This is a genomic window from Nocardioides exalbidus (assembly GCF_900105585.1).
Lineage (GTDB): Bacteria > Actinomycetota > Actinomycetes > Propionibacteriales > Nocardioidaceae > Nocardioides > Nocardioides exalbidus.
The window spans coordinates 1994926-2020681 of sequence record NZ_FNRT01000002.1; the positions used below are offsets into that span (position 1 = coordinate 1994926).

The 25756-nt window shown below is 72.2% G+C and carries 25 protein-coding genes; 22 read left to right on the forward strand and 3 right to left on the reverse strand.

All coding sequences use genetic code 11. The features are described from left to right. The first annotated feature begins 24 nt into the window (after positions 1 to 24). Entirely contained in the window at positions 25 to 2373 is a 2349-nt protein-coding gene (gene lon, locus BLV76_RS09855) for an endopeptidase La (RefSeq protein ID WP_090968970.1), read from the forward strand. A gap of 95 nt (positions 2374 to 2468) precedes the next feature. Here the strand turns inward: lon and BLV76_RS09860 are convergent, their stop codons facing one another. Next, the gene (locus BLV76_RS09860; RefSeq protein ID WP_090972560.1) at positions 2469 to 3005 is read right to left on the reverse strand and encodes an inorganic diphosphatase; all 537 of its coding nucleotides are present in this window, start codon (positions 3003 to 3005) and stop codon (positions 2469 to 2471) included. A 127-nt stretch (positions 3006 to 3132) separates the two neighbouring features. Here BLV76_RS09860 and dacB point away from each other — a divergent pair, with 127 nt between their 5' ends. From dacB to BLV76_RS09930, 14 genes are all read left to right on the forward strand, one after another. Next, positions 3133 to 4599: a D-alanyl-D-alanine carboxypeptidase/D-alanyl-D-alanine endopeptidase gene (dacB, locus tag BLV76_RS09865; protein WP_139306539.1), complete on the forward strand. Its 1467-nt coding sequence runs from the start codon at positions 3133 to 3135 to the stop codon at positions 4597 to 4599. A gap of 419 nt (positions 4600 to 5018) precedes the next feature. Next, on the forward strand, positions 5019 to 6044 hold the full coding sequence (locus tag BLV76_RS09870; protein WP_090968972.1) for a zinc-dependent metalloprotease: 1026 nt from the start codon (positions 5019 to 5021) through the stop codon (positions 6042 to 6044). Positions 6045 to 6051: 7 nt separating this feature from the next. Beyond that, positions 6052 to 7038, forward strand: a complete 987-nt coding sequence (gene tilS, locus BLV76_RS09875) for a tRNA lysidine(34) synthetase TilS (protein ID WP_090968973.1) — start codon at positions 6052 to 6054, stop codon at positions 7036 to 7038. A gap of 85 nt (positions 7039 to 7123) precedes the next feature. Further along, entirely contained in the window at positions 7124 to 7495 is a 372-nt protein-coding gene (locus tag BLV76_RS09880; RefSeq protein ID WP_139306540.1) for a response regulator, read from the forward strand. A gap of 197 nt (positions 7496 to 7692) precedes the next feature. After that, positions 7693 to 9450: a sensor histidine kinase gene (locus tag BLV76_RS09885; protein WP_090968975.1), complete on the forward strand. Its 1758-nt coding sequence runs from the start codon at positions 7693 to 7695 to the stop codon at positions 9448 to 9450. A 33-nt stretch (positions 9451 to 9483) separates the two neighbouring features. Further along, complete coding sequence (gene hpt / locus BLV76_RS09890) at positions 9484 to 10035, forward strand: hypoxanthine phosphoribosyltransferase (protein ID WP_090968976.1); 552 nt, start codon at positions 9484 to 9486, stop codon at positions 10033 to 10035. 110 nt (positions 10036 to 10145) lie between these two features. Further along, positions 10146 to 12206: an ATP-dependent zinc metalloprotease FtsH gene (gene ftsH, locus BLV76_RS09895; protein ID WP_342711653.1), complete on the forward strand. Its 2061-nt coding sequence runs from the start codon at positions 10146 to 10148 to the stop codon at positions 12204 to 12206. Continuing rightward, on the forward strand, positions 12203 to 12823 hold the full coding sequence (folE, locus tag BLV76_RS09900) for a GTP cyclohydrolase I FolE (protein WP_090968978.1): 621 nt from the start codon (positions 12203 to 12205) through the stop codon (positions 12821 to 12823). Before ftsH ends, folE begins: the two co-directional genes overlap by 4 nt. Before the next feature lie 32 nt (positions 12824 to 12855). Further along, positions 12856 to 13662 carry a dihydropteroate synthase gene (gene folP, locus BLV76_RS09905; RefSeq protein WP_090972562.1) on the forward strand — a complete coding sequence of 269 codons (807 nt, stop codon included), beginning with the start codon at positions 12856 to 12858 and terminating at the stop codon, positions 13660 to 13662. A gap of 7 nt (positions 13663 to 13669) precedes the next feature. Beyond that, positions 13670 to 14026, forward strand: coding sequence for a dihydroneopterin aldolase (folB, locus tag BLV76_RS09910; RefSeq protein ID WP_245734618.1), 357 nt, complete (start codon positions 13670 to 13672; stop codon positions 14024 to 14026). After that, positions 14019 to 14588, forward strand: a complete 570-nt coding sequence (folK, locus tag BLV76_RS09915; RefSeq protein WP_090968980.1) for a 2-amino-4-hydroxy-6-hydroxymethyldihydropteridine diphosphokinase — start codon at positions 14019 to 14021, stop codon at positions 14586 to 14588. The genes folB and folK overlap by 8 nt, the downstream gene beginning before the upstream one ends. Continuing rightward, positions 14585 to 15079: a DUF3180 domain-containing protein gene (locus BLV76_RS09920; protein WP_090968981.1), complete on the forward strand. Its 495-nt coding sequence runs from the start codon at positions 14585 to 14587 to the stop codon at positions 15077 to 15079. Before folK ends, BLV76_RS09920 begins: the two co-directional genes overlap by 4 nt. A 9-nt stretch (positions 15080 to 15088) precedes the next feature. Continuing rightward, the gene (locus tag BLV76_RS09925; RefSeq protein ID WP_090968982.1) at positions 15089 to 15703 is read left to right on the forward strand and encodes a hypothetical protein; all 615 of its coding nucleotides are present in this window, start codon (positions 15089 to 15091) and stop codon (positions 15701 to 15703) included. A gap of 184 nt (positions 15704 to 15887) precedes the next feature. Further along, positions 15888 to 16961 (forward strand): GNAT family N-acetyltransferase, encoded by a 1074-nt coding sequence (locus BLV76_RS09930; RefSeq protein ID WP_217630312.1) that lies wholly within the window; start codon positions 15888 to 15890, stop codon positions 16959 to 16961. A 92-nt stretch (positions 16962 to 17053) separates the two neighbouring features. On the opposite strand, the gene BLV76_RS09935 is transcribed toward BLV76_RS09930, so the two are convergent. Then, on the reverse strand, positions 17054 to 18037 hold the full coding sequence (locus tag BLV76_RS09935) for an ABC transporter ATP-binding protein (protein ID WP_425433731.1): 984 nt from the start codon (positions 18035 to 18037) through the stop codon (positions 17054 to 17056). A 3-nt stretch (positions 18038 to 18040) separates the two neighbouring features. On the opposite strand from BLV76_RS09935, the gene BLV76_RS09940 reads away from it, so the two are divergent. The 3 genes from BLV76_RS09940 to BLV76_RS09950 are packed head-to-tail and all read left to right on the forward strand — an operon-like array spanning position 18041 to position 20506. Continuing rightward, positions 18041 to 18739 carry an ABC transporter permease gene (locus BLV76_RS09940; protein ID WP_090968984.1) on the forward strand — a complete coding sequence of 233 codons (699 nt, stop codon included), beginning with the start codon at positions 18041 to 18043 and terminating at the stop codon, positions 18737 to 18739. After that, positions 18736 to 19500 (forward strand): ABC transporter permease, encoded by a 765-nt coding sequence (locus BLV76_RS09945; RefSeq protein ID WP_090972566.1) that lies wholly within the window; start codon positions 18736 to 18738, stop codon positions 19498 to 19500. The genes BLV76_RS09940 and BLV76_RS09945 overlap by 4 nt, the downstream gene beginning before the upstream one ends. 55 nt (positions 19501 to 19555) lie before the next feature. Beyond that, the gene (locus BLV76_RS09950; protein ID WP_090968985.1) at positions 19556 to 20506 is read left to right on the forward strand and encodes an ABC transporter substrate-binding protein; all 951 of its coding nucleotides are present in this window, start codon (positions 19556 to 19558) and stop codon (positions 20504 to 20506) included. 63 nt (positions 20507 to 20569) lie between these two features. Here BLV76_RS09950 and BLV76_RS09955 read toward each other — a convergent pair whose 3' ends face one another. Beyond that, positions 20570 to 21679 carry a glycosyltransferase family 2 protein gene (locus BLV76_RS09955; protein WP_090968986.1) on the reverse strand — a complete coding sequence of 370 codons (1110 nt, stop codon included), beginning with the start codon at positions 21677 to 21679 and terminating at the stop codon, positions 20570 to 20572. A gap of 35 nt (positions 21680 to 21714) precedes the next feature. Between BLV76_RS09955 and BLV76_RS09960 the strand changes: the two genes are divergently transcribed. The 4 genes from BLV76_RS09960 (at position 21715) to panC (ending at position 25745) form a co-directional block, all read left to right on the forward strand. Beyond that, positions 21715 to 22818 (forward strand): sulfotransferase family protein, encoded by a 1104-nt coding sequence (locus BLV76_RS09960; RefSeq protein WP_245734619.1) that lies wholly within the window; start codon positions 21715 to 21717, stop codon positions 22816 to 22818. Then, entirely contained in the window at positions 22815 to 23765 is a 951-nt protein-coding gene (locus BLV76_RS09965; RefSeq protein WP_090968987.1) for a glycosyltransferase, read from the forward strand. Before BLV76_RS09960 ends, BLV76_RS09965 begins: the two co-directional genes overlap by 4 nt. A gap of 148 nt (positions 23766 to 23913) precedes the next feature. Further along, positions 23914 to 24831 (forward strand): Rossmann-like and DUF2520 domain-containing protein, encoded by a 918-nt coding sequence (locus BLV76_RS09970; protein WP_090968988.1) that lies wholly within the window; start codon positions 23914 to 23916, stop codon positions 24829 to 24831. Then, entirely contained in the window at positions 24828 to 25745 is a 918-nt protein-coding gene (gene panC / locus BLV76_RS09975) for a pantoate--beta-alanine ligase (protein WP_090968989.1), read from the forward strand. Before BLV76_RS09970 ends, panC begins: the two co-directional genes overlap by 4 nt. Positions 25746 to 25756: the final 11 nt, after the last annotated feature.

Genomic DNA, 25756 nt, shown 5'->3' on the forward strand with positions numbered 1-25756 from the left:
CCGTTTCCCGCACGTTGGACCGGCATGACCCAGAACCTCTCGCTCCCGGTGGTGTTCCTCCACGACACGGTCGTGCTGCCCGGCATGGTCGTGCCCATCGAGCTCGACGACTCCGCCCGCGCGGCGATCGACGCCGCACGGCTCGCCCACGACTCCGCGAAGGACGACGAGCCGTCCCGCGTGCTGGTGGCCCCGCGCCTCGAGGACAGGTACGCCACCCACGGCGTCGTCGCCGTCGTCGACCGGGTCGGCCGCTTCGCGGGCGGCAAGCCCGCCGCCGTCCTGCGCGCCGAGCGCCGCGTCGCGATCGGCGCGGGCGTCTCCGGCCCGGGCGCGGCCCTCTGGGTCGAGGCCGAGCCGGTCCCCGAGACGCCCGTGACCGACGAGCTGCGCACCCTCGCCGAGGACTACCGCGCGCTCGTGGTCTCGATCCTGGAGCGCCGCGAGGCGTGGCAGATCATCGAGAACGTGCGCCGGATCTCCGACCCCGACGTGCTCGCCGACACCTCCGGCTACGCGCCGTACCTCTCCGACGACCAGAAGCGCCAGGTCCTCGAGACGCCCGACGTGGGCGAGCGGCTGCGGCTGCTGCTCGAGTGGACCCGGGCGTACGACACCGAGGACGAGGTCACCGACAAGATCAGCAACGACGTGCGCGAGGGGCTGGAGAAGACCCAGCGCGAGTTCGTGCTGCGCCAGCAGCTCGCCGCGATCCGCAAGGAGCTCGGCGAGGGCGAGCCCGACGGCTCCGACGACTACCGCGCCCGCGTCGAGTCGGCCGACCTGCCCGAGGCGGTCCGGGAGGCCGCGCTGCGCGAGGTCGACAAGCTCGAGCGCTCCAGCGACCAGGCCCCCGAGGCCGGCTGGATCCGCACCTGGCTCGACACCGTCCTCGAGCTGCCGTGGAACGAGCGCACCGAGGACTCCCACGACGTCGCCGCGGCGCGCGCCGTGCTCGACGCCGACCACCACGGCCTCGACGAGGTCAAGGACCGCATCACCGAGTACCTCGCCGTCCGGGCCCGGCGCGCCGAGCGCGGCCTCGAGGTCATCGGCGGCCGCGGGTCCGGTGCCGTCGTGCTCCTGGCCGGGCCTCCCGGTGTCGGCAAGACGTCGCTGGGCGAGTCCGTCGCCCGCGCCCTCGGCCGCAACTTCGTGCGCGTCGCCCTCGGCGGCGTGCGCGACGAGGCCGAGGTCCGCGGCCACCGCCGGACCTACGTCGGCGCCCTGCCGGGTCGCATCGTGCGGGCCATCAAGGAGGCCGGCTCGATGAACCCGGTCGTCCTGCTCGACGAGGTCGACAAGGTCGGCGCCGACTACCGCGGCGACCCGGCCGCGGCGCTGCTCGAGGTGCTCGACCCGGCGCAGAACCACACCTTCCGCGACCACTACCTCGAGCTCGACCTCGACCTGTCGGACGTGCTCTTCATCGCCACCGCCAACGTGGTCGAGCAGATCCCGTCGGCACTCCTGGACCGCATGGAGCTCGTCACGATCGACGGCTACACCGAGGACGACAAGGTCGCCATCGCGCGCGACTTCCTCGTGCCCCGCCAGCTCGAGCGGGCCGCGCTCACGGCCGACGAGGTCACGATCTCCGACGCCGCGCTCGGCGAGATCGCCGCCAACTACACCCGCGAGGCAGGCGTGCGCCAGCTCGAGCGGCTGCTCGCGAAGGCGTTCCGCAAGGCCGCCACGAAGCTCGCGACCGGTGAGGTCGAGCGGATCGACGTCGACCTCGACGGCCTCGAGGACCTGGTCGGGCGACCCCGGTTCACGCCCGACACCCACGAGCGCACCGACGTGCCCGGCGTCGCGACCGGGCTGGCCGTCACCGGCCTCGGCGGCGACGTGCTCTACGTCGAGACGTCGGTGTCCGACGGGCCGGCCGGCCTCACCGTGACCGGCCAGCTCGGGGACGTGATGAAGGAGTCGGCCTCGATCGCGCTGTCCTGGGTGCGTGCGCACGCGGGCGAGCTCGGGATCGACGCGGCCGTCTTCGAGAAGGCGATCCACGTGCACTTCCCGGCGGGCGCGATCCCGAAGGACGGGCCGTCCGCGGGCGTCACGATGGTGACCGCGCTCGTGTCGCTCCTGACCGGGCGTCCGGTGCGCTCCGACGTCGGGATGACCGGCGAGGTGACGCTCTCGGGCCGGGTGCTGCCGATCGGCGGCGTGAAGCAGAAGCTGCTGGCCGCGCAGAGGGCGGGGCTCGCCGTGGTGTTCGTCCCGGAGCGCAACCGCCCCGACCTCGACGACGTACCGGCCGAGCTGCTCGCCGACCTCGACGTGCGCCCCGTCGGCCGGGTCACCGACATCCTGGCCGAGGCCCTGGAGCAGGGCGCGGCCGTGGGTGAGGCCAGCGCGGCCTGAGGCCCGAAATGACCTGACTCGAGCGGACACACGTCCGCTCGAGTCAGGTCATGCTGCACGTCGAGCGTCCGGGACGCCCGACCAGTGGGCCGGGATCAGGCGTCCTCGCCCAGGCTGTCGTCGGCGAGGTTGTCCAGGTCGTTGCCGTGGCCCTCGGTCTTGAAGCGCTCGAAGGAGGCGTGGACCTCGGCCTCGGCCTCGGTGCGGCCGACCCAGTCAGCACCCTCGACGGACTTGCCGGGCTCGAGGTCCTTGTAGACCTCGAAGAAGTGCTGGATCTCGAGCCGGTCGTACTTCGAGACGTGGTTGATGTCGCGCAGGTGCTCCAGGCGCGGGTCGTGGCTCGGCACGCAGAGGACCTTGTCGTCGCCGCCGGCCTCGTCGGTCATCCGGAACATGCCGATCGCGCGGCACTCGATGACGCAGCCCGGGAACGTCGGCTGCTGGAGGATGACGAGCGCGTCGAGCGGGTCGCCGTCCTGGCCGAGGGTGTTCTCGATGAAGCCGTAGTCGGCCGGGTAGGCCGTCGAGGTGAAGAGCATCCGGTCGAGGCGGATCCGCCCCGTCTCGTGGTCGACCTCGTACTTGTTGCGCTCTCCCTTGGGGATCTCCACCACCACGTCGAAGCTCAGCACGTCTTCCTCCACTCTCCGGCACGCCAACGGGGCCGTCTACAGGTCTCGCTCAGGTCTGGCTCGGGCGTCCGGCGAGGTGGCCCGACGCGCGCTGCTCGGGGCAGTGTCCCGCACAATGGCCCCGATGCGCGAAGCGGAGGGGTCGAAAAGACGGAGACGTGAGGTACGCCACCTCGTGCGGGTGTGGCTGCCCGCGCTGCTCGTCGTCGCGCTGCTGGCCGCCGGGGTCGGTGCCTACCGCTTCGAGTGGGGCCAGCGCTACCTCCCGTGGCTCTCCGCCGACCCGGCGACCGAGCCGGAGCAGGTGCTGCCCCCGGCGGGCCCCGAGCTCCCGGAGTGGACGACGCCGGCCCCCGACGCGCAGCCGGTCGACGAGACCTCCGCGATCGCGCCCGACAGGGTCGAGGCCGCCGTCGCGAAGCGGCTCGCCGACCCCGACCTCGGACGCCACGTCGTCGGCGCGGTGAGCTCCCTCGAGCCCGGGTCCGCGGTGTGGACGAGCGGCGACGGTGAGTACCTGCCCGCCTCGACCACCAAGCTCCTCACGCTCGGTGCGGCGCTCGACGTGCTCGGCCCCGACCACACGTTCAGCACGACCGTCGTCCGCGGCGACGGGCCGCGCGAGGTCGTGCTCGTCGGCGGGGGAGACCCGATGCTCGCCAGCCAGCCGCTCACGGTCGCGGAGGCCGGGTCGTCGTACCCCGCCCGGGCCGACGTGACCACCCTCGCCGTCCAGGCGGCCGACGCGCTGCGGGGCCTGGGGAAGGTGCGGGTCCGCTTCGACGACAGCCTCTTCACCGGGCCCACCGACAACCCCGCGTGGCGCCGCGACTACGTCCCCGACGACATCGTCAGCCCGATCACCTCGCTGATGGTCGACAGCGGCATCGCTGCCGACGGGCTGGCCCGCTCCGACGACCCGTCCCTGGCCGCCGCGCGGGTCTTCGCCGACGCCCTCCGGGCCGCCGGCGTGGAGGTGGCCGGCGAGCCGCAGCGGGTCGTCGTACAGCCCGACGCGGAGGTCCTCGCCTCCGTCGAGAGCGCGCCCCTGTCGGAGGTGGCCGAGCGGATCCTCGACGTCAGCGACAACGAGGGCGCCGAGGTCGTGGGCCACCAGGTCGGCCTCGCCGTCTCGGGCACCGGCTCCTTCGAGGCCGGCGCCGCCGCGGTGCTCGGCACGCTCTCCGGACTCGGGATCGACGTCACCGGCGACGAGGTGTACGACGGCTCCGGCCTGTCGCGGCGCAACCGGGTCTCGACCACCACGGTGCTGCAGCTGCTCCAGCACGCCGCCGGGCCCGACGGCGAGTCGATGCGCAACCTCGTCACCGGCCTCCCGGTCGCCGGGTTCACCGGATCGCTCACCTACCGATTCGCGGACGGCCCGGCGCTCGCCCGCGGGCTGGTGCGCGCCAAGACCGGCACCCTCACCGGCGTCCACGCGCTCGCCGGGATCGCGGTCGACCGCGACGGCGAGCCCATGGCCTTCGTGCTCGCCGCCGACCGGGTGGCGGCCGTCAAGTCCCTCAACGCGCGCGACGCCCTCGACCGCGCCGCCGCTGCCCTCGCCGCCTGCAGGTGTAGCGCTTGACGGCTCGCGGGTAGGCGACCCAGCCGTCACGAGAGTCCTTCTGCAGGGGGTTCTCGTCCGCGGCGCGCCCGTGAAGTAACGACGAGGGCTGTGTCGCGGAGGAGCAGCGCTTGGGGTCCCCGCGCGCTTGTGACGGGGGAGCGGAGCGGAGGAGTCAGAAGCTCGTGGGGTGAAGCGTTGCGGGGGAGCGGCGCGGCAACGAGGAGGCACGAGCGGGCTTCCGGCGCCGCGGACACGCGCCGAAGCGAAGCGGAGGCGCCAAAAAGCACAGTGATCCATGGTCACGGGTGGCCGGACCCACGGCCCTTGGTTTCGACACGGGCGCCAGGGCGCCCTGCTCAACCAGCGGGGCGCGCCGCGGACGGTGACCCCGCTTCCGGCGCTGGGGCCGCTCACGGCCACCCCGCTAGTGTCGTGACATGGACCTCGTCGACTGGGATTTCGCCGTCACGGTCGGCACGCGGTTGTCCGGACCGGGCCCGGAGGTGAGCCTCGACGAGGCGGCCGCCGCGGTGGTCGAGCTGCGGGAGGGTGCGGCCCGGTCGACACCGCTGGTGAGCGAGTTCACCGGCCTCCACGCGGCGGCGGGCACCGCGCCGGTGCTGGTCGTCGACCGCGCCGGCTGGATCCAGGCCAACGCCGACGGGTTCGCCAAGATCCTCGCGCCGATCAGCGACAAGCTCGCGGCGAAGGCGGAGAAGAAGGGTCCGCCGTCGGCGCTCGCCCAGACGATCGGCTCGCGCGTCACCGGGAGCGAGGTCGGGCTGATGCTCGGCTTCCTCAGCTCCAAGGTGCTCGGCCAGTTCGACCCGTTCTACGACCCGCACGGCCGGCTGCTGCTGGTCGCGCCCAACATCGTCCACGTCGAGCGCGAGATCGACGCCGACCCGAGCGACTTCCGGCTCTGGGTCTGCCTGCACGAGGAGACCCACCGCGTGCAGTTCACGGCCAACCCGTGGCTCGCCGGCCACCTCGAGACCCAGATGGCACAGATCGCCGACACCCTCGAGCCGAGCAACCTCACCGAGGCGCTGCGCCGCGGCGCCGAGGCGATCCGCTCCGGCCAGGGCGGCATCCTCGACCTCATCTCCTCCCCGGAGCAGAAGGAGGTCCTCGACCGGGTCACCGGAGTGATGTCCCTGCTGGAGGGCCACGCCGACGTCGTCATGGACGGCGTGGGTCCGAGCGTGATCGGGTCGGTGGCCTCGATCCGCAAGAAGTTCAACAAGCGTCGTGCCGGGCTCGGCCCGCTCGACAAGCTCCTCCGCCGCCTGCTGAGCCTCGACACCAAGATGGCGCAGTACCGCGACGGCGCGATCTTCGTGCGCCACGTCGTCGACAAGGTCGGCATGGAGGAGTTCAACGCCATCTGGACCGGTCCCGAGACGTTGCCGTCGAAGGACGAGATCGTCGACCCCGACGCGTGGGTCGCCCGCGTCCTGTGACCGCCCGGTGACCCTGCACCCCTCGGTCGCGGCCGTGCGGGTGCCGGTCCGCACCGCGCTCGCCGGCCTCACGCCGGGTGACCTGGTCGTCGTCGCGTGCAGCGGCGGCGCCGACTCGCTGGCCCTCGCCTCCGCCGCCGTCTTCGAGGGCCACCGCCTCGGCCTGCGGGTCGTCGGCGCGACCGTCGACCACGGGCTGCAGCCCGGGTCGGCCGATCAGGCCGAGCGGGTCGCCGTACAGCTCGCGGGGATGGGGGTCGACGAGACCCTCACCGCGCGCGTCGACGTCGACGTCGCCTCCGGGCTGGGCCCCGAGGCGGCTGCCCGGGAGGCGAGGTACGCCGTCCTGGAGCAGGTCGCCGAGCACCTCGGGGCCGCGGTGGTGCTGCTCGGCCACACCCTCGACGACCAGGCCGAGACCGTGCTGCTCGGCCTCGCCCGCGGCTCGGGGGGCCGGTCGCTGCAGGGCATGCGGCCGGGGTTCGGCGTCTTCGCGCGTCCGCTGCTCGGCGTCCGCCGGGACGACACGGTGACCGCCTGCCAGGTCGAGGGCCTCGACCCATGGGACGACCCGCACAACCACGACCCCGGCTACACCCGCGTCCGGGTGCGTGACCGGGTGCTGCCGGTGCTCGAGGACGAGCTCGGGCCGGGGGTGGCGCGCGCGCTCGCCCGCACCGCCGGGCAGCTGCGCGACGACATGGCCCTGCTCGACGAGCTCGCGGGCGACGCCCTGGCCGACGCCCGCCGCGAGGCGGGGCTGGCCGTCGACGTGCTCGCCGTGCTCCACCCCGCCATCCGGCACCGGGTGCTGCGCGCCGCGGCGCTCGGCGCGGGCTCGCCGGCCTCGGAGCTCACCCGCGACCACGTCGTGGCCGTGGACGCCCTCGTGACCGACTGGCGGGGGCAGAGGTGGATCGACCTGCCCGGACCGCTCCGGGCCGCGCGGCGCGAGGGCCTCGTCACGTTCGAAGTCCTGCCGCCTGCCCGGTGATCTTGCAGAACGGTGCGCGAATCGGGTGGTCGTTGCCTACAGTGACCACCGGGGCCGGCAGCACGCGCACGAGGAGAAACACGAGATGGCATCAGTGATCGTCGTTGACGACGACCAGTACCTGCGGGAAGTGCTGTCCTTCATGCTGGAACGGTTGGGCCACACGGTCACCGCAGCAGGGAGTCCGACCGAGGCCCTGACGGTCTTCGAGTCGCAACGCTTCGACGCCGCCATCCTCGACTGGAGCATGCCCGGCATGACCGGCGGCGAGCTCTGCGAGCAGATCCGTCGCGACCCTGCGGTCGCGGACACGCCCATCATGATCCTCACGGCCTACGCCGACCAGCAGACGAGGGACCACGCACTCGCCGCAGGTGCCGACCAGTTCATGACCAAGCCGCTCACCCTCGCTGAGCTGTCGTCGAGCGTCGAGGCACTGGTCAACCTGCGCGGGTGACGCCTGCGCCTGTCCGGGAGCACCCGAGCGGGTGACCTGCGCGGGTCGAACCGCGCAACACCGGGACGGACGGCGCGCGTCGTCGTACCTTTGGCTGAGATCACTCGTTGAAACCGTCAAGGTTGCTTCTGGTGGCGGCTCCGGAGGAGCTGTGGTCAGGACACGAAGGAGCAAGGTGCCGGTCACGAGCAGGGCGCATGACGACCACTGACCTCGCCCGCGAGGTCGGAAGGCGCGGCGAGGTCGCCGAGCGGGGGTCGCACCGGGGGCGCGTCGTCCTGGTGCTGCTGCTCGCGGTCGTCGTCGTGATCGACCTGGTCCTGTCGCGGCGTGCTTCGGACAGCGTCTTCTTCGTGGTCGTGCTGTGGCTGGCCGCGGCGGCTGCGTGGGCCGGTGCGCTCCGGGGTGGAGCGCGCCGCCTGGCGGGCATCATGCTCGCCTCTGGCCTCTCTCTGAGCGCGGTGGGAGACACGCTCTGGGCGATCCTCGTGGCGCGGGGCGAGGCGGTGGACGTGTCCGTCGCCGACGTCGCGTGGTTCGCGTGCGACATCGCGATCGCCGTCGCGCTGCTCGTCGTGCTGAGGCAGAGCGGAGCCGGCAGCCAGGACCTCGACTTCACGCTCGACGCCGCGACCATCGTGGTGGGCAGCCTGCTCCTGGTCTGGTCGGTCTCCAGCGACGTGGTCGTCGCGACACCCGGCGCGAGCGCCTGGGCGGGTGTGGTGGCCGCGGCCTACCCCATCGCGGACGCACTCCTGGTGGCGCTCGTCATCCGGGTCCTCACCAGTCGCGCGGCCCGACGCTGGCTGCACCCGACGTTCGCGATCGGCCTGGTCATGTGGCTGGTGGCCGACATCCTCTACCTGTTCGTGGCGTCGCCGCTCTTCACACGTGCGGCGGACCTCATCTACCTCTGCGCGCCCGTCCTCCTCGCGTTCAGCACGTGGAAGAGAGGGCGCGACGATCGCGTCGGCGAGGAGGTTGCCACGCGCGGGCGCCCTCTGCTCCAGATCGTCATCGCGGTCGGACCGCTGATGGTCCCTCCCACGTTGGCCATGGTGGGCCATTTCCAGAGCCGCCCCGACGCGCGGTACGTCCTCGCAGTGAGCTCGCTCGTGCTCGCCGCACTTGCCGGTGCGAGAGCCGTGCGCCTGGTCAGGGCGGAGCAGCATGCGCTCGCAGAGCTGAAGCAGGCGCGCGACGACGCGATGGCGGCATCGCGTGCCAAGTCGACGTTCCTCTCCACCATGAGCCACGAGCTCCGTACTCCGTTGACCTCGGTCCTCGGCGCCGGTGAGCTGTTGGCGGTGACCGACCTCGACGACTTCCAGCGCGACATGGTGCATCGCGTGTGCCGGTCGAGCACGGACCTGCGGTCCCTCGTCGAGGTGGTGCTCGACTACTCGCGCCTCGAGGCGGGCACGGCCGAGGCTGCCGCCGTCTCCATGGACCTGCGGCACCTCGTCACCCGGATCGGTGCTTCGTACGGCATCCGTGCGAGGTCGGCGGGCCTCCGGCTGGAGTGCCAGGTCGATCCCGCGCTGCCCGAGTGCGTCACCGGCGATCCGGAGCGGGTCCTCCAGGTGCTCGGCCACCTCCTCGACAACGCGGTGAAGTTCACCCCGGAGGGCAGCATCCGGCTGTCGGCGACCAGCGACGACGACGGGTCCGTCCTGACGTTCGCCGTCGAGGACAGCGGGATCGGCATCCCCGAGCAGCACCTCGCCGCGGTCTTCGACGCCTTCACCCAGGTCGACCCGTCCTCCACCCGCAATCACGGGGGCACCGGCATCGGCCTGGCGGTGTGTCGGCGGCTGACGGCGCTGATGGGCGGCACGATCGCCGTCTCCAGCCGGCTCGACGCCGGCAGCAGGTTCGTCGTCCGTCTCCCGCTGCGTCCCGCGGACTGCTCGGACGTCGTGCGCGTGCCGAGGCAGGCGCGCATCCCGGGCTGACCTGCGCGGCTCGCGCGCCCTAGGCTTCAGCCCATGGACTCGTCCCACGTGGAGCACGACCTGGTCAACATCCTCTTCACCGAGGCCCAGATCCAGCAGCGGCTGGGGGAGATGGCCGCGCAGATCACGGAGGACTACGCCGGCCGGGACCTGCTCGTCGTGGGCGTCCTGCGGGGCGCGGTGATGGTGATGGCCGACCTCGCGCGGGCGATGCCGGTCCACCTCGAGATGGACTGGATGGCGGTCAGCTCCTACGGCTCCGGCACCAAGTCGAGCGGCGTGGTGCGCATCCTCAAGGACCTCGACACCGACATCAGCGGCCGCGACGTGCTGATCGTCGACGAGATCATCGACACCGGCCTGACCCTCAGCTGGCTGGTCAACAACCTCTCGAGCCGCAGCCCGGCCAGCGTCGAGATCGCGACCCTCCTGCGCAAGCCGGAGGCGCTGTCGATGCCGGTGGAGCCGAAGTACGTCGGCTGGGACATCCCCAACGAGTTCGTCGTCGGCTACGGCCTCGACTACCGCGAGCGCTACCGCAACCTCCGCGACATCGGCACGCTCGCGCCCCACGTCTACTCCTGAGGTCCCTGCCGGGTCGAGCGGGTCGCCCCGCTTCACCCCGGCTGGAAGAATGGCAGTCCACGCGGCGTGTAGCGTCGCGTTCCTCATCTCCGAACAGCTGAAAGTTGCCTGTGAAGCGCATATTCAAGGGTCCGTGGCTGTGGATCGCCCTGTCCGCGATCGCGGTGCTCGTCGCGATCCAGTTCCTCGCACCCAGTGACGGCTACGACGAGGTCGAGACCTCGACCCTGTCGAACTACATCACCAAGGGCGAGGTCAAGGAGATCGAGTTCAACGGGGCCGACTTCGAGATCCGGGCGACCCTCGACGACGGCGTGCGCGCCGACGGCGACAAGGTCGTCGCGCAGTACATCGACGGCCAGCAGGAGACGCTCCTCGCGGACGTCGCCAAGCAGGTGGCGGACGGCACCATCGAGAAGGCCAACTCGACGGTCCCGCAGCCGAGCTTCCTCGGCTCGCTCCTCGCCACCCTCCTGCCCTTCGCGCTGATCATCCTGCTGTTCATCTTCCTGATGAACCAGGCACAGGGCGGCGGCGGACGCGGCGTCATGCAGTTCGCCAAGTCCAAGGCCAAGCTGATCTCCAAGGACATGCCGAAGACGACGTTCAGCGACGTCGCCGGCTGCGAGGAGGCCATCGAGGAGCTCGGCGAGATCAAGGAGTTCCTGCAGGAGCCCGCCAAGTTCCAGGCCGTCGGCGCCAAGATCCCCAAGGGTGTCCTGCTCTACGGTCCTCCCGGCACCGGCAAGACCCTCCTCGCGCGCGCCGTCGCGGGCGAGGCGGGCGTGCCGTTCTACTCGATCTCCGGCTCCGACTTCGTCGAGATGTTCGTCGGCGTGGGTGCGTCCCGCGTGCGCGACCTCTTCGAGCAGGCCAAGGAGAACGCTCCCGCGATCGTCTTCATCGACGAGATCGACGCCGTCGGGCGTCACCGTGGCGCCGGCATGGGCGGCGGCCACGACGAGCGCGAGCAGACCCTCAACCAGCTCCTCGTCGAGATGGACGGCTTCGACGTGCGCGGCGGGGTCATCCTGATCGCCGCGACCAACCGCCCCGACGTGCTCGACCCGGCGCTCCTGCGCCCGGGCCGCTTCGACCGCCAGATCCAGGTCGACGCCCCGGACCTCAACGGCCGCCACCAGATCCTCAAGGTCCACTCGCGCGGCAAGCCGATCGCCCAGGACATCGACCTGCTCAGCATCGCGCGCCGCACGCCGGGCTTCACCGGCGCCGACCTGGCCAACGTGCTCAACGAGGCCGCGCTGCTCACCGCGCGCAGCAACTCCAAGCTGATCACCGACCAGTCCCTCGACGAGGCGATCGACCGCGTCATCGCCGGCCCGCAGCGGCGCACGCGCCTGATGAGCGAGCGCGAGAAGCTCATCACCGCCTACCACGAGGGCGGCCACGCGCTGGTCGCCGCGGCGCTCCCCGGCACCGACCCGGTGCACAAGGTGACGATCCTGCCGCGCGGTCGCGCGCTCGGCTACACGATGGTGCTGCCCGACCGCGACAAGTACTCCCAGTCGCGCAGCGAGATGCTCGACTCGCTGGCCTACATGCTCGGCGGCATGGCCGCGGAGGCGCTGATCTTCCACGACGTCACCTCCGGTGCCGGCAACGACATCGAGAAGGCCACCAACCTGGCGCGCGCGATGGTGACCCAGTACGGCATGACCGAGCGCCTCGGCGCGGTCAAGCTCGGCGACAACAACTCCGAGCCCTTCCTGGGCCGCGACATGGGCCACTCGCGCAACTACTCCGAGGAGACCGCGGCCGCGGTCGACCAGGAGGTGAAGGCGCTACTGGGCCACGCCCACCAGGAGGCCTTCGACATCCTGGAGACCAACCGCGACGTGCTCGACGCGCTCGTGCTGGCGCTCCTCGACAAGGAGACCCTCGACAAGGCCGAGATCGCCGAGATCTTCGAGCCGCTCACCAGGCGGCCCACCCGTCCGGCGTGGACGGGCTCGCCGGAGCGCGTGCCCTCCACGATCCCGCCGGTCGACATCCCGCAGGAGATCCGCGACCGCGCTCAGGCCGACGCGGTCGCGCAGGAGCAGGGCGCCGGCGCCATCCTCACTCCGCCCGGTGCGGGCGGTGACGTCCACGGCAGCCCGGCACCCGGTCCTGACACCCCGATCCCGCCGACCCCCTCGGAGTCCTCGTGACCGACCCGGTCTCCATCCCGGAGCGCGCGCCGGAGGACGTACCCGTCTTCGACCACGAGCGTGCCGAGGCAGCAGTCCGCGAGCTCCTGTTCGCGATCGGTGAGGATCCCGATCGCGAGGGGCTGCTCGAGACGCCGGCGCGCGTCGCGCGCGCCTACGCCGAGCTCACGCAGGGCCTGCGGCAGAGCGCGGCCGACGTGCTCACCACGACCTTCGACCTCGGCCACGAGGAGATGGTGCTGGTCCGCGACATCGAGCTCTGGTCGATGTGCGAGCACCACCTGGTCCCGTTCACCGGCGTCGCCCACGTCGGTTACATCCCGGCCGAGACCGGCAAGATCACCGGGCTGTCCAAGCTCGCCCGCCTCGTCGACGTCTACGCCAAGCGCCCGCAGGTGCAGGAGCGGCTCACCACCCAGGTCGCCGACTCGCTGCTGGAGATCCTCGAGGCGCGGGGCGTCATCGTGGTGATCGAGGCCGAGCACCTCTGCATGACCATGCGCGGCGTCCGCAAGGCCGGCGCTCGCACGATCACCTCCGCGGTGCGCGGGTCGTTCCTCACGGACTCTGCCACCCGAGCCGAGGCGATGGCGCTGATCCGCTCGGGCACCAGGTGAGCGTGGCGGCCCTCGCCCGCGTCCCCCGCGTGATGGGGATCGTCAACGTCACGCCCGACTCCTTCTCCGACGGGGGTCGCTTCGACACCACGGAGACCGCGGTCGCGCACGGCCGGGAGCTCCTCGCCCAGGGTGCCGACCTGCTCGACATCGGTGGCGAGTCCACCCGTCCCGGCGCGACCCGCCCGCTGGTCGCCGACGAGCTCGGCCGCGTCGTGCCCGTCATCCGCGAGCTCGCGGCCGGCGGTGCCGTGGTCTCGGTCGACACCATGCGCGCCGAGGTCGCCGAGGCGGCGCTCGAGGCGGGGGCCACCGTCGTCAACGACGTCTCCGGCGGCCTGGCCGACCCGCGCATCCTCGAGGTCGTCGCCGGGAGCGGGGCCACCTACGTCGCGATGCACTGGCGCGCCCACGCCGACCGGATGCGCGACTTCACCGACTACTCGCCCGACGGGGTCGTGGAGACCGTGCGCCGCGAGCTGGCCGAGCGCCTCGACGCAGCCGTGGCCGCCGGGATTCCGGGCGAGCGCATCGTCCTCGACCCGGGGCTGGGCTTCGCCAAGGAGGCCCCGCAGAGCTGGGAGCTGCTCGCCGGGCTCAACGCGATCGCCACGCTGGGCTGCCCCCTGCTGGTCGGCGCCAGCCGCAAGTCGTTCCTGGGCTCGCTCCTGGCCGTCGACGGGGTCGCGCGGGGTGTCGACCACCGCGAGCACGCCCACGTCGCGCTGGTCGCCCTGCTGGCCGAGCGCGGGGTCGACCTGCTGCGCGTGCACGACGTGCGCGCGACCCGCGACGCGCTCGCGGTGGTGTCCGCCCTCGGAGGGAAGAACCTTGGATGAACTGTCGGTGACCGGCATCGAGTGCTTCGCGCACCACGGGGTGTTCGAGTTCGAGAAACGCGAGGGCCAGGTCTTCGTCGTCGACCTCGTGCTGGGCATCGACACGCGCCCCGCAGCCGCCTCGGACGCGCTCGTGGACACCGTGAACTACGGCTCGCTGGTGGCCGACGTGAAGGCCGCCGTCGAGCGTGACCCGGTCGACTTGATAGAAACTGTCGTCCAGCGAATCGCGGACACCTGCCTGTTTGACAGTCGTGTTGAATGGGCGCGAGTCACGCTCCACAAACCTGATGCACCCATCGACGCGACCTTCTCGGACGTCGCGCTGACGATCACCAGAACGCGAGGCAACGCTCATGACTGAGACCCCGAACCCGAACATCGTGGATGCCGACTCCCTCACCGGGGAGATGCACCCGATCCGCCGCGTGGTGGTCGCGCTGGGGTCCAACCTGGGTGAGCGGCTCTCCTCCCTGCAGGGCGCGGTCGACGCGCTGGCCGACACCCCCGACTTCTTCGTCACGAGCGTCTCGGGGATCTACGAGACCGACCCCGTCGACGCACCCGAGGGCTCCGGCCCCTACCTCAACGCCGTCGTGCTCGCCGACACCACGCTCCCCGCCGCCCGCCTGATGGAGCGCGCGCTCGCGATCGAGGACGCCTACGACCGCGAGCGCAGCGAGGTCCGCAACGCGCCGCGCACCCTCGACGTCGACCTGATCGTCGTGGGCGACCGCCGCTCCAACGAGGACTTCCTGCGCCTGCCGCACCCGCGCGCCCACGAGCGCGCCTTCGTGCTGCAGCCCTGGTACGACCTCGAGCCCGACGCGGTCTTCCCCGAGCTCGGCCCGATCGCCGACCTGCTCGCCGCCGTCGACTCGTCCGGTGTCCGCAAGCGCGAGGACCTCTCGCTCGAGGTGGAGTGAGCACACCACGCCCCGACGACGAGCCGGAGGAACCACGCGGCACCCTCCGCCCGACGTCGGCGCGTGCGCTGACCACGTGTGCGGTCGTCGGCCTCGTGCTCGGCTGGGCCCTGCACCCGGTCTCGGTCCGGATCTCCGGCCGGCCGCCGCTCGTCTCGTGGACCCAGGCGCTGGCACTGGTGCTGGTCGCCGCGATCCTGGCCTACCTCGCCTGGCACACCTGGCAGACCGTCCAGGTGCGCGGTCGGCGCCTCGAGGTGCACCAGTCGGTCAACCGGCTCGTCCTCGCCCGCGCCTGCGCGCTGGGCGGCGCCGCGGTGGGGGCGGCGTACCTCGGCTTCGCGATCAGCTGGCTGGGTGACGAGTCGCAGTACGCCGACCGCTGGCTGGTGCGCTCGGTCGTGGCGGCCCTCGGCGGGCTGGGCGTGACGGTGGCCTCCCTCGTGCTCGAGCGTGCGTGTCGCACGGATGGCGGACAGTCCCCGCCCTAGGGTGGCCCCATGCCTTCCCAGCAGCCTCAGCAGTCACAGGCGTCCCGGACGCCCGCTCGTCGCCGCCAGCGCAGCACGCGCCTGGCCGTCGCGGTCGCCCTGCTCGCGATCGCCGCTGTGGTCGTGATCGGTGCGGTCGTGTCGGCATCGGTTGTCCTGACCTCCGTGGCCGCCGTCCTCGCCGTCGTCCTCGGTGCCGCCGCGACCCGCATCACGCACTCCGAGCTGATGCAGGCCCGCCGCGACGCCGCACAGGACCGTGCCGCGCAGGCCCAGCAGTACCGTGCCCTCGCCGAGGAGCGCGCCGCCGAGACCGACGCCTTCGCCGCCGACATGACGCGTCGGATCCTCGAGCGCGAGGAGGCCATCGACGTGCTCAAGCAGGCCCTATCGGCCGCCCAGAAGAACGCCGCCGAGCAGACCCTCAAGCGTGGCCAAGAGGCCCGCCGTGCCGACGCCGCCGAGCGCGGCCTCACCGTCGCCCAGAGCGGTCGCGACGACGCCGAGGGCCGTGCCGCCGAGGCGATCGTGCTCGTCGCCGAGCTCGAGGCCGAGCTCGACGTGGTGCGGGCCGAGGTCGACTCCCTCCGCGCCACCGTCGCGCGCCAGAAGCACAGCGCCTGACGCTCGTCCTGAGCGGTGGCCCAGCCACGTTCCCGACCCCGGGAATGTGGCTGGGCCACCGCCATTTCGGGGTGTCGCGCGAGTCCGGGCCCGGGGCGGTGAGTGAGCCACATTCCGTGGCCCGCGAAGGTGGCTCACGCACCGCTCGACCTCCCGCCATCGGCGTGGGGAAGAATGATCGCTCGTGATTCCCGAGGACAACCGGTTCGAGAGCGACCCCGCCGACGCGTTGCCGGAGGACCCGGGACTCCCCGAGGGGTGGTACGCCGACGCGCCGGACGGCGCCGACCCCGCCACGGTCGAGCGGCTGACCGAGCTGCTCCGCGGCCACGAGCGCGCGGGTCGGGGCTGGGCGGGCTCGGGTGAGGACGACGTCCTGGTCGAGGTCTCCGAGCACGGCCTCGCGATGCGGGAGAACCTCGTCGTCCGTGACCGGGACGGCCGGATCCAGGCGTGGGGGAGCGTCCACGACCGCGCCGAGGGCCGGATGCTCTTCGTGCACATCGTCGACCGCGACATCGACGAGCGAGCCGCCGACGCGTGCAGCGACGCCCTGTTCACCTGGGCCGAGGCGCAGGCGAGGTCGGTGGGTGCCGCCCGCGGGCTGGCCGAGCAGCAGATCGACACCGGAGCCTTCGCCGACGACGAACGCCAGCACGGCTGGCTCCTGGACGCCGGGTTCCGGCGCGTGCGCACCTGGTGGCAGATGAGCCGCTCGGTCGAGGCCGCCGAGGCCGAGCTCGTGCCCGACCCGGCGCGCTGGGAGCGCAAGGGCGTGGTCTTCCGGCTGGTCGAGCGGCAGGGGGACGGCCTTCCCGACGTCGAGGACCTGCGGGCCGTCCACGACGTGCTCGAGGGCGCCTTCACCGACCACTTCAACTCGGCCGAGGAGACCCTGCAGGAGTTCGTCCACCGCCTCCGCGAGGACCCGGGCCACCGCTGGGACCACTGGTGGCTGGCCGAGCTCGAGGACGGCGAGCCGGCCGGCGCCCTCGTCGGCACGGTGAGCGAGTCCGCCACCGGCCCCGACGGGTCGTACGTCTCCTACCTGGGCGTCCTCGAGTCCGCGCGCGGCCGCGGTGTCGCCACCGGCCTGCTGCGCACGATCATCGCCGACGCCGCCTCCCGCGGGCGTGACCGCGTCGGCCTCGAGGTCGACGCCGACTCACCGACCGGCGCCGACGGCCTCTACACCTCGATGGGCTGGGGCACGAAGTACGTCACGGAGTCGTGGCACCGGGACGTGACGGTCCAGTAGGTCCGGCACTCTTTGCACCCAAGACTCCCGCCTCGACCCCCAGATCTCGGCCGACAAGCGGGGTGGTCACCGGATATCCGGTGACTCCAGAGTCAGCGCAGCGACTCCCGCAGCGCCTTGTGCACCCCGGCGGGGGTGAGCACGCCGAGGAAGGTGGGGCCGCGGCGGACCCCGACCATCGGCTTGTCGTCACGCAGCATCGCGGCGAGGGCGTCCTCGAGCGAGGAGTCGATGTCGATCGCCGCGCCCAGGTCGCCGGTGGAGACGCCGTCGAGCGGCTCGAGGTGCTCCTCGCGGAGCCGGGTGACGGTCAGCGTGCGGAGCCCGCCCGCCCCGACGAAGTCGGCCACCTGCTCGTCGGCGGGGTGGGCGAGCAGCTCGCCGGGGGTGGCGTACTGGGCGAGGCGGCCGCCGGCGGCGAACACGGCCACCCGGTCGCCCATCCGGATCGCCTCGTCGATGTCGTGGGTGACCAGGACGACGGTCTTGCCGAGCTCGGCCTGGAGCCGGCGGAACTCGTCCTGCAGCCGGTGGCGCACGACCGGGTCGACGGCGCCGAACGGCTCGTCCATCAGCAGGACCGGCGGGTTGGCGGCCAGGGCGCGGGCGACGCCGACGCGCTGCCGCTGCCCGCCGGACAGCTCGTGGGGGTACTTCCGGGCGTACTGCTGGGGGTCGAGGCCGACCGTGTCGAGCAACTCGCGGGCGCGCTCGCGGGCGGTGGACTTCGACTCGCCGTAGAGCAGCGGCACGGTCATCACGTTCTGCTCGATGCGCTGGTGCGGGAACAGCCCGATCTGCTGGATGACGTAGCCGATGCCCCGGCGCAGCTCGACGGGGTCGGCGTCGGTGACGTCCTGGCCGTCGAGCCAGATGCGACCGGTGGTCGGCTCGATGAGGCGGTTGATCATCTTCAGCGTCGTCGACTTGCCGCAGCCGGACGGCCCGACGAGGCAGACCATCTCGCCGCTCCCGACGTCGAGGTCGAGCTCGTGGACCGCCACCGTCCCGTCGGGATAGGTCTTGCCCACACCTTCGAGCCTGATCATCGAGTCGCCGCCCCGTGTAGCGTCCATGCGGTGACCTTACTGGGAGCCGCCGACGACCCGAGCTGCTACAGCGCCCTCGTCAACGACTGGGTCTGCCTCGACTACGTCGCCGACCGCCAGCAGGAGATCCTCGACGCCACGGTCCAGCACATCGGCCTCACGGTGGTCTCGGTGCTGGTCGGGCTGGCGATCGCGTTCCCGCTCGCGCTGGCCGCCCGTCGGCTGCCGCGTCTCGAGTCGACGATCCTGGCGATCACGACCGGCATCTACACCGTGCCCTCCCTCGCGCTCTTCCCGCTGCTGGTGCCCTTCACCGGGCTGACGGCGACGACCGTGGTCATCGGCCTCGCGCTCTACGCCCTCACGATCCTGGTGCGCAGCCTCCTCGAGGGGCTGCGGTCGGTGCCCGACGAGGTGCGCGAGTCGGCGACCGGGCTCGGCTACAACCGCACCCAGCTGCTGCTCAGGGTCGAGCTGCCGCTCGCGCTGCCGGTCGTGATGGCCGGCCTCCGGGTCGCCACGGTCTCGACGGTGGCGCTGACGACGGTCGGCTCGCTGGTCGCCTACGGCGGCCTCGGCAACCTCATCAAGGACGGCGTCCTCACCAACTTCCGCGCGGAGCTCTTCACGGCGTCGCTGCTGTGCGTGCTCCTCGCCGTCTTCCTCGACGTCGTGCTGGTGGTGGCGCAGCGGATGCTCACCCCGTGGACGAGGGGAGCACGGGCATGAGCGTCTTCAGCGACATGTGGGCCTACCTGTCCACCGGTGGCAACTGGAGCGGGAGCGACGGCATCGCGGCCCTGCTCGGCCAGCAGCTGCTCCTCACGCTGACCGCGCTGCTGATGGCGATGGTCGTCGGCCTGCCGATCGCGTTGTGGCTCGGCCACCTCGGCCGCGGCGGGTTCCTCGCCATCAACATCTCCAACGTCGGTCGCGCGATCCCGACGTTCGCCCTGCTGGCGCTCCTCGTCGTCGCACCGTGGCCGGGCGCCGCCACCCTCGGCCCCTACGGCCGCGCCGGCCTGGCCACCCTCATCGCGCTGACCCTCTTCGCCCTGCCGCCCATCATCACCAACTCGTACGTCGCCATGCGCGAGGTCGCGCCGGAGGTCCGGGAGGCGGCCCGGGGGATGGGGATGACGGGGGTGCAGCAGTTCTTCCGGGTCGAGCTCCCGCTCGGGCTGCCGCTCGTCGTCTCGGGGCTCCGGCTCGCGCTGGTGCAGGTGTGGGCGACCGCGACGATCGCCGCGCTCGTCGCGGGTCCCGGACTCGGCCGCATCATCACCGACGGCTTCTTCCGCTCCAACTACGGCAAGGGCATCGCCGGGGCACTCGTCGTCGCTGCGGTGGCCCTGGTCCTCGAGCTGCTGGCGGCCCTGGTCCAGCGGGCGGTCGACACCACCCGGAGGGCTACCCCTACAGGTGGTCACACTGATGCGTTGTCGGTGACCGGGACTACCGTTGACGAGCCCGCCGAATCCCTCGGCTGAGGACAGCACCTCCGGACACGCGCAGCCGCATGCTGCGGGACACAAAAGGAACACCATGAAGATCGTTCGTCCACTCGCCGCGATGCTCGCCGCCACGGCGCTCGCGCTCACCGGTTGCGCCGGTGACGACCTCTCCAGTGACTCCGGCTCCGACGACTCGGGCTCGTCCGGCAGCGCCGACAAGGGCTCGCTGACCATCGCCGGCCAGAACTTCCCCGAGGCCACCCTCGTCGCGTCGATGTACGAGCAGCTCCTCGAGGACGCCGGCTACACCGTCGACACCAAGCTCGTCGACTCCCGCGACGCCTACATGCCCACCTTCCCGGGCGACGTCGACATCGTCCCCGAGTACGTCGGCGGCATCGTCAACTTCCTCAACACCCAGGCCAACGGCGACTCCGCGAAGCCGTTCGAGGCCGGTGACGGCCAGCAGCTCGCCGACGACGGCGCCACCCTCCTCGAGGACGCCGGGATCGAGCTGCTCGACATCTCCCCGGCCACCGACACCAACGCCTTCTTCGTCACCCAGGACTACTCCGACGCGGAGGGCGTGACCACGCTGTCCGACCTCGAGGGCAAGAGCGTCGTGCTCGCCGCGGCGCCCGACTGCGAGGGTCGGCTCGACTGCGAGGGCGGCCTGTCCGACGACTACGGCATCGACGTCACCAAGGTGCTCGAGCTCGGCTACGCGTCGGCCCAGACCTACAAGTCCGTGCTCGACGGCGAGTCGCAGCTCGGCGAGACCTCGACCACCGACGGCACGCTGGAGTCCCAGGGCCTCGTCGTGCTCGAGGACGACAAGGAGATCCAACCGGCGCAGAACCTCGTGCCCGCCGTCTCCGCCGACTTCCTCGCCGAGCACCCCGACGTGGCCGACATCCTCAACCCGCTGATGGCCGCGCTCACCACGGAGAACCTCACCGAGATGAACGGCCAGATGGCCGTCGACCGCGCCAAGCCCGAGGACGTCGCCAACGACTTCCTCACCTCGCAGGGCCTCCTGTAGCGAACGAGGAAGGGGCGCTGCCCACGGTCGGACCGTGGGCAGCGCCCCTTCGTCATGCCGGGGTCAGACCTCGTGCTCCCGCAGGACCAGCGCGGCCGGGTCCACGGTCGCCTCGTCGAGCACCGCGTGCGGGACCGAGAGCCGCCAGGCACCGGTCGCCACGTCCTGCACGCGGGGCGCGGGTCCGTCGAGCCCGGCCACCCACTCCATCAGGGCGGTGACGTCGGCGCGGCGGTCCTCGGCGACCAGCCACCCGGCCAGCCGGTGGACCGGCGGCAGTCCGCTCTCGAGGAGACCGCGCGGTCCCCAGAGCTCGAGCACGCCCGACCGGAGCAGCCGCCACCACTCCGGCGAGCAGCCAGGGACCAGCAGGAAGTAGCGCCAGAGGTCACCGGCCAGCACGCGGTCGACGAAGACCTGCTCGACCTCGGCCGAGCCGTGCGTGCGCACCGACGCGAGCGACGTCCGCTTGGTCTCCCAGCGGTCGGCGAGGTCCTGGACCGACGACGCGCGGGTCTGGGTGATCGAGCCCTCGCGGATCCGCCAGCGGTAGACGACCTCGTCGAGCACGTCGAACGACCCGTCGAGGAAGGACCGCGTCGTCGTCGGCTGGTCCTCGTAGCGGGTCCCCTCGGGCCACGACAGATCGGCGGCGTCCCAGAAGGACCGGCGCCAGACCTTGTTCCACGCGAAGACGTCGCCGAGGATCTCGGGCCGCTCCTCGATCCGCGCCCCGCGCAACGGCCGGTGCAGCCGGCGCATCCACGGCGGCTCGACCATCCCGTCGGCCTCCCAGCGCACGATCGAGCCTGTGGCGAAGTCGGAGCCCGACTGACGGAGGGCGCCCACGAGGTCGGCGTACGCCGTCGGGGGGAGGACGTCGTCGGAGTCGAGGAACGCCAGGTAGTCGCCGCGCACGTGCTGCGTGCCGAGGTTGCGGGCCGCGCCGAGCCCGCCGTTGACCGAATGGACGACGCTGATCCGGGTGTCACGACGGGCCCAGCCGTCGGCGATCTCACCGGTCCGGTCGGTCGCCCCGTCGTCGACGATGACGGCCTCCCACCGCTGGTGGGTCTGGGCCAGCAGGGACCGGACGCACTCGTCGAGGTAGTCCTCCACGCCCCATGCCGGGATGACGACGCCGAGGAGGGGCGCACGGGAGAACAGCCGCATGAGTGCGGAGACTAACCGCCGGTAGGCTCACCGCCGTGACCGAGCAGCCCAGAGCGATCGACGAGATGAACCCCGACGGCGTCCCCCGGAAGGTCCTCTTCGTCGCCGGCGCCGGCAGGAGCGGCACGAGCACGCTCGCCGGCATCGTCTCCAGGCTCGGCATGCACGTGCCGCTCCCCGAGGTCCCGCCGGACGACTCCAACCCCCGCGGCTTCAGCGAGCCGCAGTGGGTCGTCGACGTCCACGACGAGTGGCTCGCCGAGTCGCTCGTGCAGGTCAGCGACTCGCGACCGGAGGCGTGGTTCGAGACCGGTCGGATCAGCAGCCGCGAGCCGGCCCGGGTCCGGGTCAGCGAGTGGCTCGAGCCGCACTTCGCCGAGCACCCGGAGCTCGTCGTGAAGGACCCACGGCTGAGCTGGTTCCTCGGCCTGTGGCGGGTCGCCGCGATCCGCACCGGTGCGACGCCCGTCTTCGCCACGATGCTGCGGGCGCCCGCGGAGGTCGTCGGCTCCAAGCAGAAGTACTACGCCAACAAGCTCGGCTCGGCCCACCTCGCGGCGAGCTGGGTCAACATGCTCCTCCACACCGAGCGCGCCACCCGGCAGGCCGAGGGCGACGGCGGTCGCGTCTTCGTCCGCTACGAGGACCTCCTCACCGACTGGGTGAGGACCACGACGGCCCTCGGGCACGCGCTCGACCTGCAGACGATCATCCACACGCGCAGCGACCAGATCCGCGAGGTCCACCGCTTCATCGACCCGAACCTGCGCCGGGTGACGTCCACGCTGGACGACCTCGCCCTCCCGAGGCGCCTCCACGACCTCACCGGCCAGACGTGGGAGGAGCTCAACCGGCTCGCCGACGAGGGCGGCGACACCACCGAGCGGCAGGCGACCTTCGACCAGCTCCGTGAGGAGTACGTCGACCTCTACGAGGAGGCCGCGGCCATCAGTCGCTCCTCCGCCGAGCACGCGCGCCACCAGGCCCGGCGTCGTGCGCTGGCCGAGGCCGCCGCCCAGGGGGAACCGGCCCGGTCGCTCGCCGACCGCGTGCCCCACGACGTACGAGCCGCGATCCCGCCGTCGGTGCGGCGCGGGGTGCGCAAGGCGCTCGGCCGCGAGCGGGACGACCAGCCGTGACGATCCCGATCGGCTCCGGCCACGGGCTGACGAACCTCGAGGGCCACACGGACTTCGACATCGTCTGGCCGTGGAACCAGCCCGGCGGGCTGCGTCGCGGATCGACCGCCGTGCTCCGGGTGAAGAACGAGGCGCCCGGCCTGCGGTTCGTCCTCCCGCCGCTGCTGCGCGCCTGCGACCACGTGCTGCTGGTCGACAACGGGTCCGACGACGGCACCGGCGAGGAGGCGCTCCGGGTGGCCGCCGAGCACGGCCTGTCGGAGAAGTTCACGCTGGAGGAGTACCCCTTCCAGGTCGCCCGCGCCGGCGCGGAGCACCTCGCGGTCAACGAGCGCTCGGTCCACTCCCTGGCGTACTTCTACAACTGGTGCTTCTCCCACGTCCGCACCCGCTACTCGTGGAAGTGGGACGGCGACATGGTGCTCACCACCGAGGGCGAGGTGTCGATGTCCGACCTGTCGTGGCAGGTCGGGATGGCCGAGGCGGTCATCCGCTTCCCGCGCCACGGGCTCTACATCGAGTCCGACCGGAAGGCCTACCTCGACCTCGGCCTGCGCAACATCGAGGAGTGGGGCTTCCCGATGAGCCCCGACTACGTCTACACGAAGGCGCCGGAGTGGGAGATCCGCACGACGCCCGACCGGATCGAGATGTTCGCCCTGCCGCAGGGCCTCTGCGTCGAGCTCAAGTGGCTCGACGGTGACGAGTTCGCCCACTGGACCAACCCGGAGTCGTTCGCGACCTCCATCCGCAACCGGCGCAAGCGGCGCGAGTGGCTGGTCTGGAACGCGCTGCACGACGGTGAGGTGCCCGAGGGCGTCGTCGGGATCGAGTCGCCGGACGGCGTCCACGTCGTCGACCACGTGACCCACACCTGGCTGCCGCGCGCGCCGAGGCCGTTCGTCGTCGACGACCCCGACCACGCGAAGCTGCACCTGCGCGCCTGAGGGTCCACCGGGCGGCTCCGGAGTCCGTACGCCGTCGAGTGGCATGCGTCACGTCGTCGTCCCGTTCCTCCGCGGAATCCGCGGGCGTAGGCTCGTGGTTGATCGCAGTAGATCGGTACCCGCGAGGGACTGAAACGAAGAGGTCGACATGACGAAGTCCGTTGATGGGTTCCGCATCGGCGTCGTGGGCGCAGGCCGCGTCGGCGCCGTCCTGGCGGCCGCGTTCCGCGCCGCCGGCCACGAGGTCGTCGCCGCCGCCGGCGAGTCCGACGCCTCCCGCCGCCGCATCGACGCGCTGCTTCCCGGGGTCGAGGTCGCCAAGCCGACCGACGTCGCCCGCGCGAGCGACCTCCTCCTGCTCACCGTCCCTGACGACATGCTGTCCAACGTCGTCACCGTGCTCAGCGACAGCGGCGCGATCCGCGCCGGACAGGTCGTCGTGCACACCAGCGGCCGCCACGGCCTCGCCGTGCTCGAGCCCGCGCGCCGCGTCGGCGCCCGCACGATCGCGATGCACCCGGCGATGACCTTCACCGGCACCGACGTCGACCTGCCGCGCCTCGCGGGCTGCGTCTTCGGCACGACCGCCGACGAGGCCGACCGCGAGCTCACCGAGTCGCTGGTCGCCGACCTCGGTGGCCGCCCGATGTGGGTGCCGGAGGACCGCCGCACGCTCTACCACGCGGGTCTCGCCCACGGTGCCAACCACCTCGTCACCCTGGTCGCCGAGGCGATGGAGATCCTGTCCGCCGCCGGCGCCGACGACCCGGCCGCCACCCTGCGCCCGCTGCTCAACGCCGCCCTCGACAACGCCCTCGACCACGGTGACGCGGCCCTCACCGGGCCGATCGTCCGTGGCGACGTCGAGACCGTCCGGGCCCACGTCACCGACCTGGTCGCCAACGCGCCCCAGACGCTGCCGTCCTACCTCGCGATGGCCCACGCCACCCTCGGCCGTGCCGTCACCGACGGCCGCCTGCTGCCGATCCGCGCGACCGCGATCCTCCGCGTGCTCGACGCCGCCGAGGCGGGCGTGCGCACCGGCAAGGACGACGTACGTCGATGACGACCCCTCCGGTCCTCGCGAGCACCCGCGAGGAGCTGGCAGCCCTGCTCGCCGAGGCCCGTCGGTCCGGCGAGCGGGTGGCCTTCGTCCCGACCATGGGCGCCCTCCACGAGGGCCACGCCAGCCTGATGCGCACCGCCCGCGAGGCGACCGACGGGCCGGTCGTGGTCAGCATCTTCGTCAACCCGATGCAGTTCGCCCCGACCGAGGACCTCGACCGTTACCCGCGCACCCTCGACGCCGACCTCGAGGTCTGTGCCGCCGAGGGCGTCGACGTGGTCTTCGCGCCGAGCGTGGAGGAGATGTATCCCGGCGGCTTCAGCCACGACTCCGTCCACGACGGCGTCACCGTCGCGCCTGGCCGGCTCGCCACGATCCTGGACGGCGCCTCGCGCCCGGGCCACTTCGACGGCGTGCTCACCGTCGTCGCGAAGCTCTTCGGCCTGGTCCGCCCCGACGTCGCGGTCTTCGGGCAGAAGGACTACCAGCAGCTCGCCCTGATCCGCCTGATGGTGCGCGACCTCTGCCTGGGCATCGAGGTCGTCGGCGGCGAGACCGTCCGGGAGCCCGACGGGCTCGCGCTCTCCAGCCGCAACCGCTACCTCGACCCCGACCAGCGGCAGGCCGCGGCGGCCCTCAGCCGGGCGCTGCGTGCGGCGCAGGACCGGGCGCCGTACGGCGTACCCGCCGCACGCTGGGCCGCGATGGCGGTGCTCAAGGCGGAGACGGGTCTCGAGCTCGACTACCTCGCCCTCACCGACGTCGACCTCGGCGAGGCGCCGGAGGTCGGCGAGGGCCGCATCCTCGTCGCCGCCCGGGTCGGCACCACGAGGCTCATCGACAACATGGCGATCACGTTCGACCGGATCGCCGCCCCGGCGGGGACCGCAGCCGCGGCCTCGACCACCCACTGAGGAGGAACGCC

Excerpts from the sequence above, each read along its gene's own strand:
- BLV76_RS09970 (WP_090968988.1), top strand. The coding sequence starts at position 23,914 with ATGACGAAGTCCGTTGATGGGTTCCGCATCGGCGTCGTGGGCGCAGGC.
- panC (WP_090968989.1), top strand. The coding sequence starts at position 24,828 with ATGACGACCCCTCCGGTCCTCGCGAGCACCCGCGAGGAGCTGGCAGCC.
- BLV76_RS09880 (WP_139306540.1), top strand. The coding sequence starts at position 7,124 with ATGGCATCAGTGATCGTCGTTGACGACGACCAGTACCTGCGGGAAGTG.
- BLV76_RS09925 (WP_090968982.1), top strand. The coding sequence starts at position 15,089 with ATGCCTTCCCAGCAGCCTCAGCAGTCACAGGCGTCCCGGACGCCCGCT.
- BLV76_RS09935 (WP_425433731.1), bottom strand. The coding sequence starts at position 18,037 with ATGGACGCTACACGGGGCGGCGACTCGATGATCAGGCTCGAAGGTGTG.
- BLV76_RS09870 (WP_090968972.1), top strand. The coding sequence starts at position 5,019 with ATGGACCTCGTCGACTGGGATTTCGCCGTCACGGTCGGCACGCGGTTG.
- BLV76_RS09945 (WP_090972566.1), top strand. The coding sequence starts at position 18,736 with ATGAGCGTCTTCAGCGACATGTGGGCCTACCTGTCCACCGGTGGCAAC.
- hpt (WP_090968976.1), top strand. The coding sequence starts at position 9,484 with ATGGACTCGTCCCACGTGGAGCACGACCTGGTCAACATCCTCTTCACC.
- folP (WP_090972562.1), top strand. The coding sequence starts at position 12,856 with ATGGGGATCGTCAACGTCACGCCCGACTCCTTCTCCGACGGGGGTCGC.
- dacB (WP_139306539.1), top strand. The coding sequence starts at position 3,133 with ATGCGCGAAGCGGAGGGGTCGAAAAGACGGAGACGTGAGGTACGCCAC.
- BLV76_RS09885 (WP_090968975.1), top strand. The coding sequence starts at position 7,693 with ATGACGACCACTGACCTCGCCCGCGAGGTCGGAAGGCGCGGCGAGGTC.
- lon (WP_090968970.1), top strand. The coding sequence starts at position 25 with ATGACCCAGAACCTCTCGCTCCCGGTGGTGTTCCTCCACGACACGGTC.
- folK (WP_090968980.1), top strand. The coding sequence starts at position 14,019 with ATGACTGAGACCCCGAACCCGAACATCGTGGATGCCGACTCCCTCACC.
- BLV76_RS09955 (WP_090968986.1), bottom strand. The coding sequence starts at position 21,679 with ATGCGGCTGTTCTCCCGTGCGCCCCTCCTCGGCGTCGTCATCCCGGCA.
- BLV76_RS09950 (WP_090968985.1), top strand. The coding sequence starts at position 19,556 with ATGAAGATCGTTCGTCCACTCGCCGCGATGCTCGCCGCCACGGCGCTC.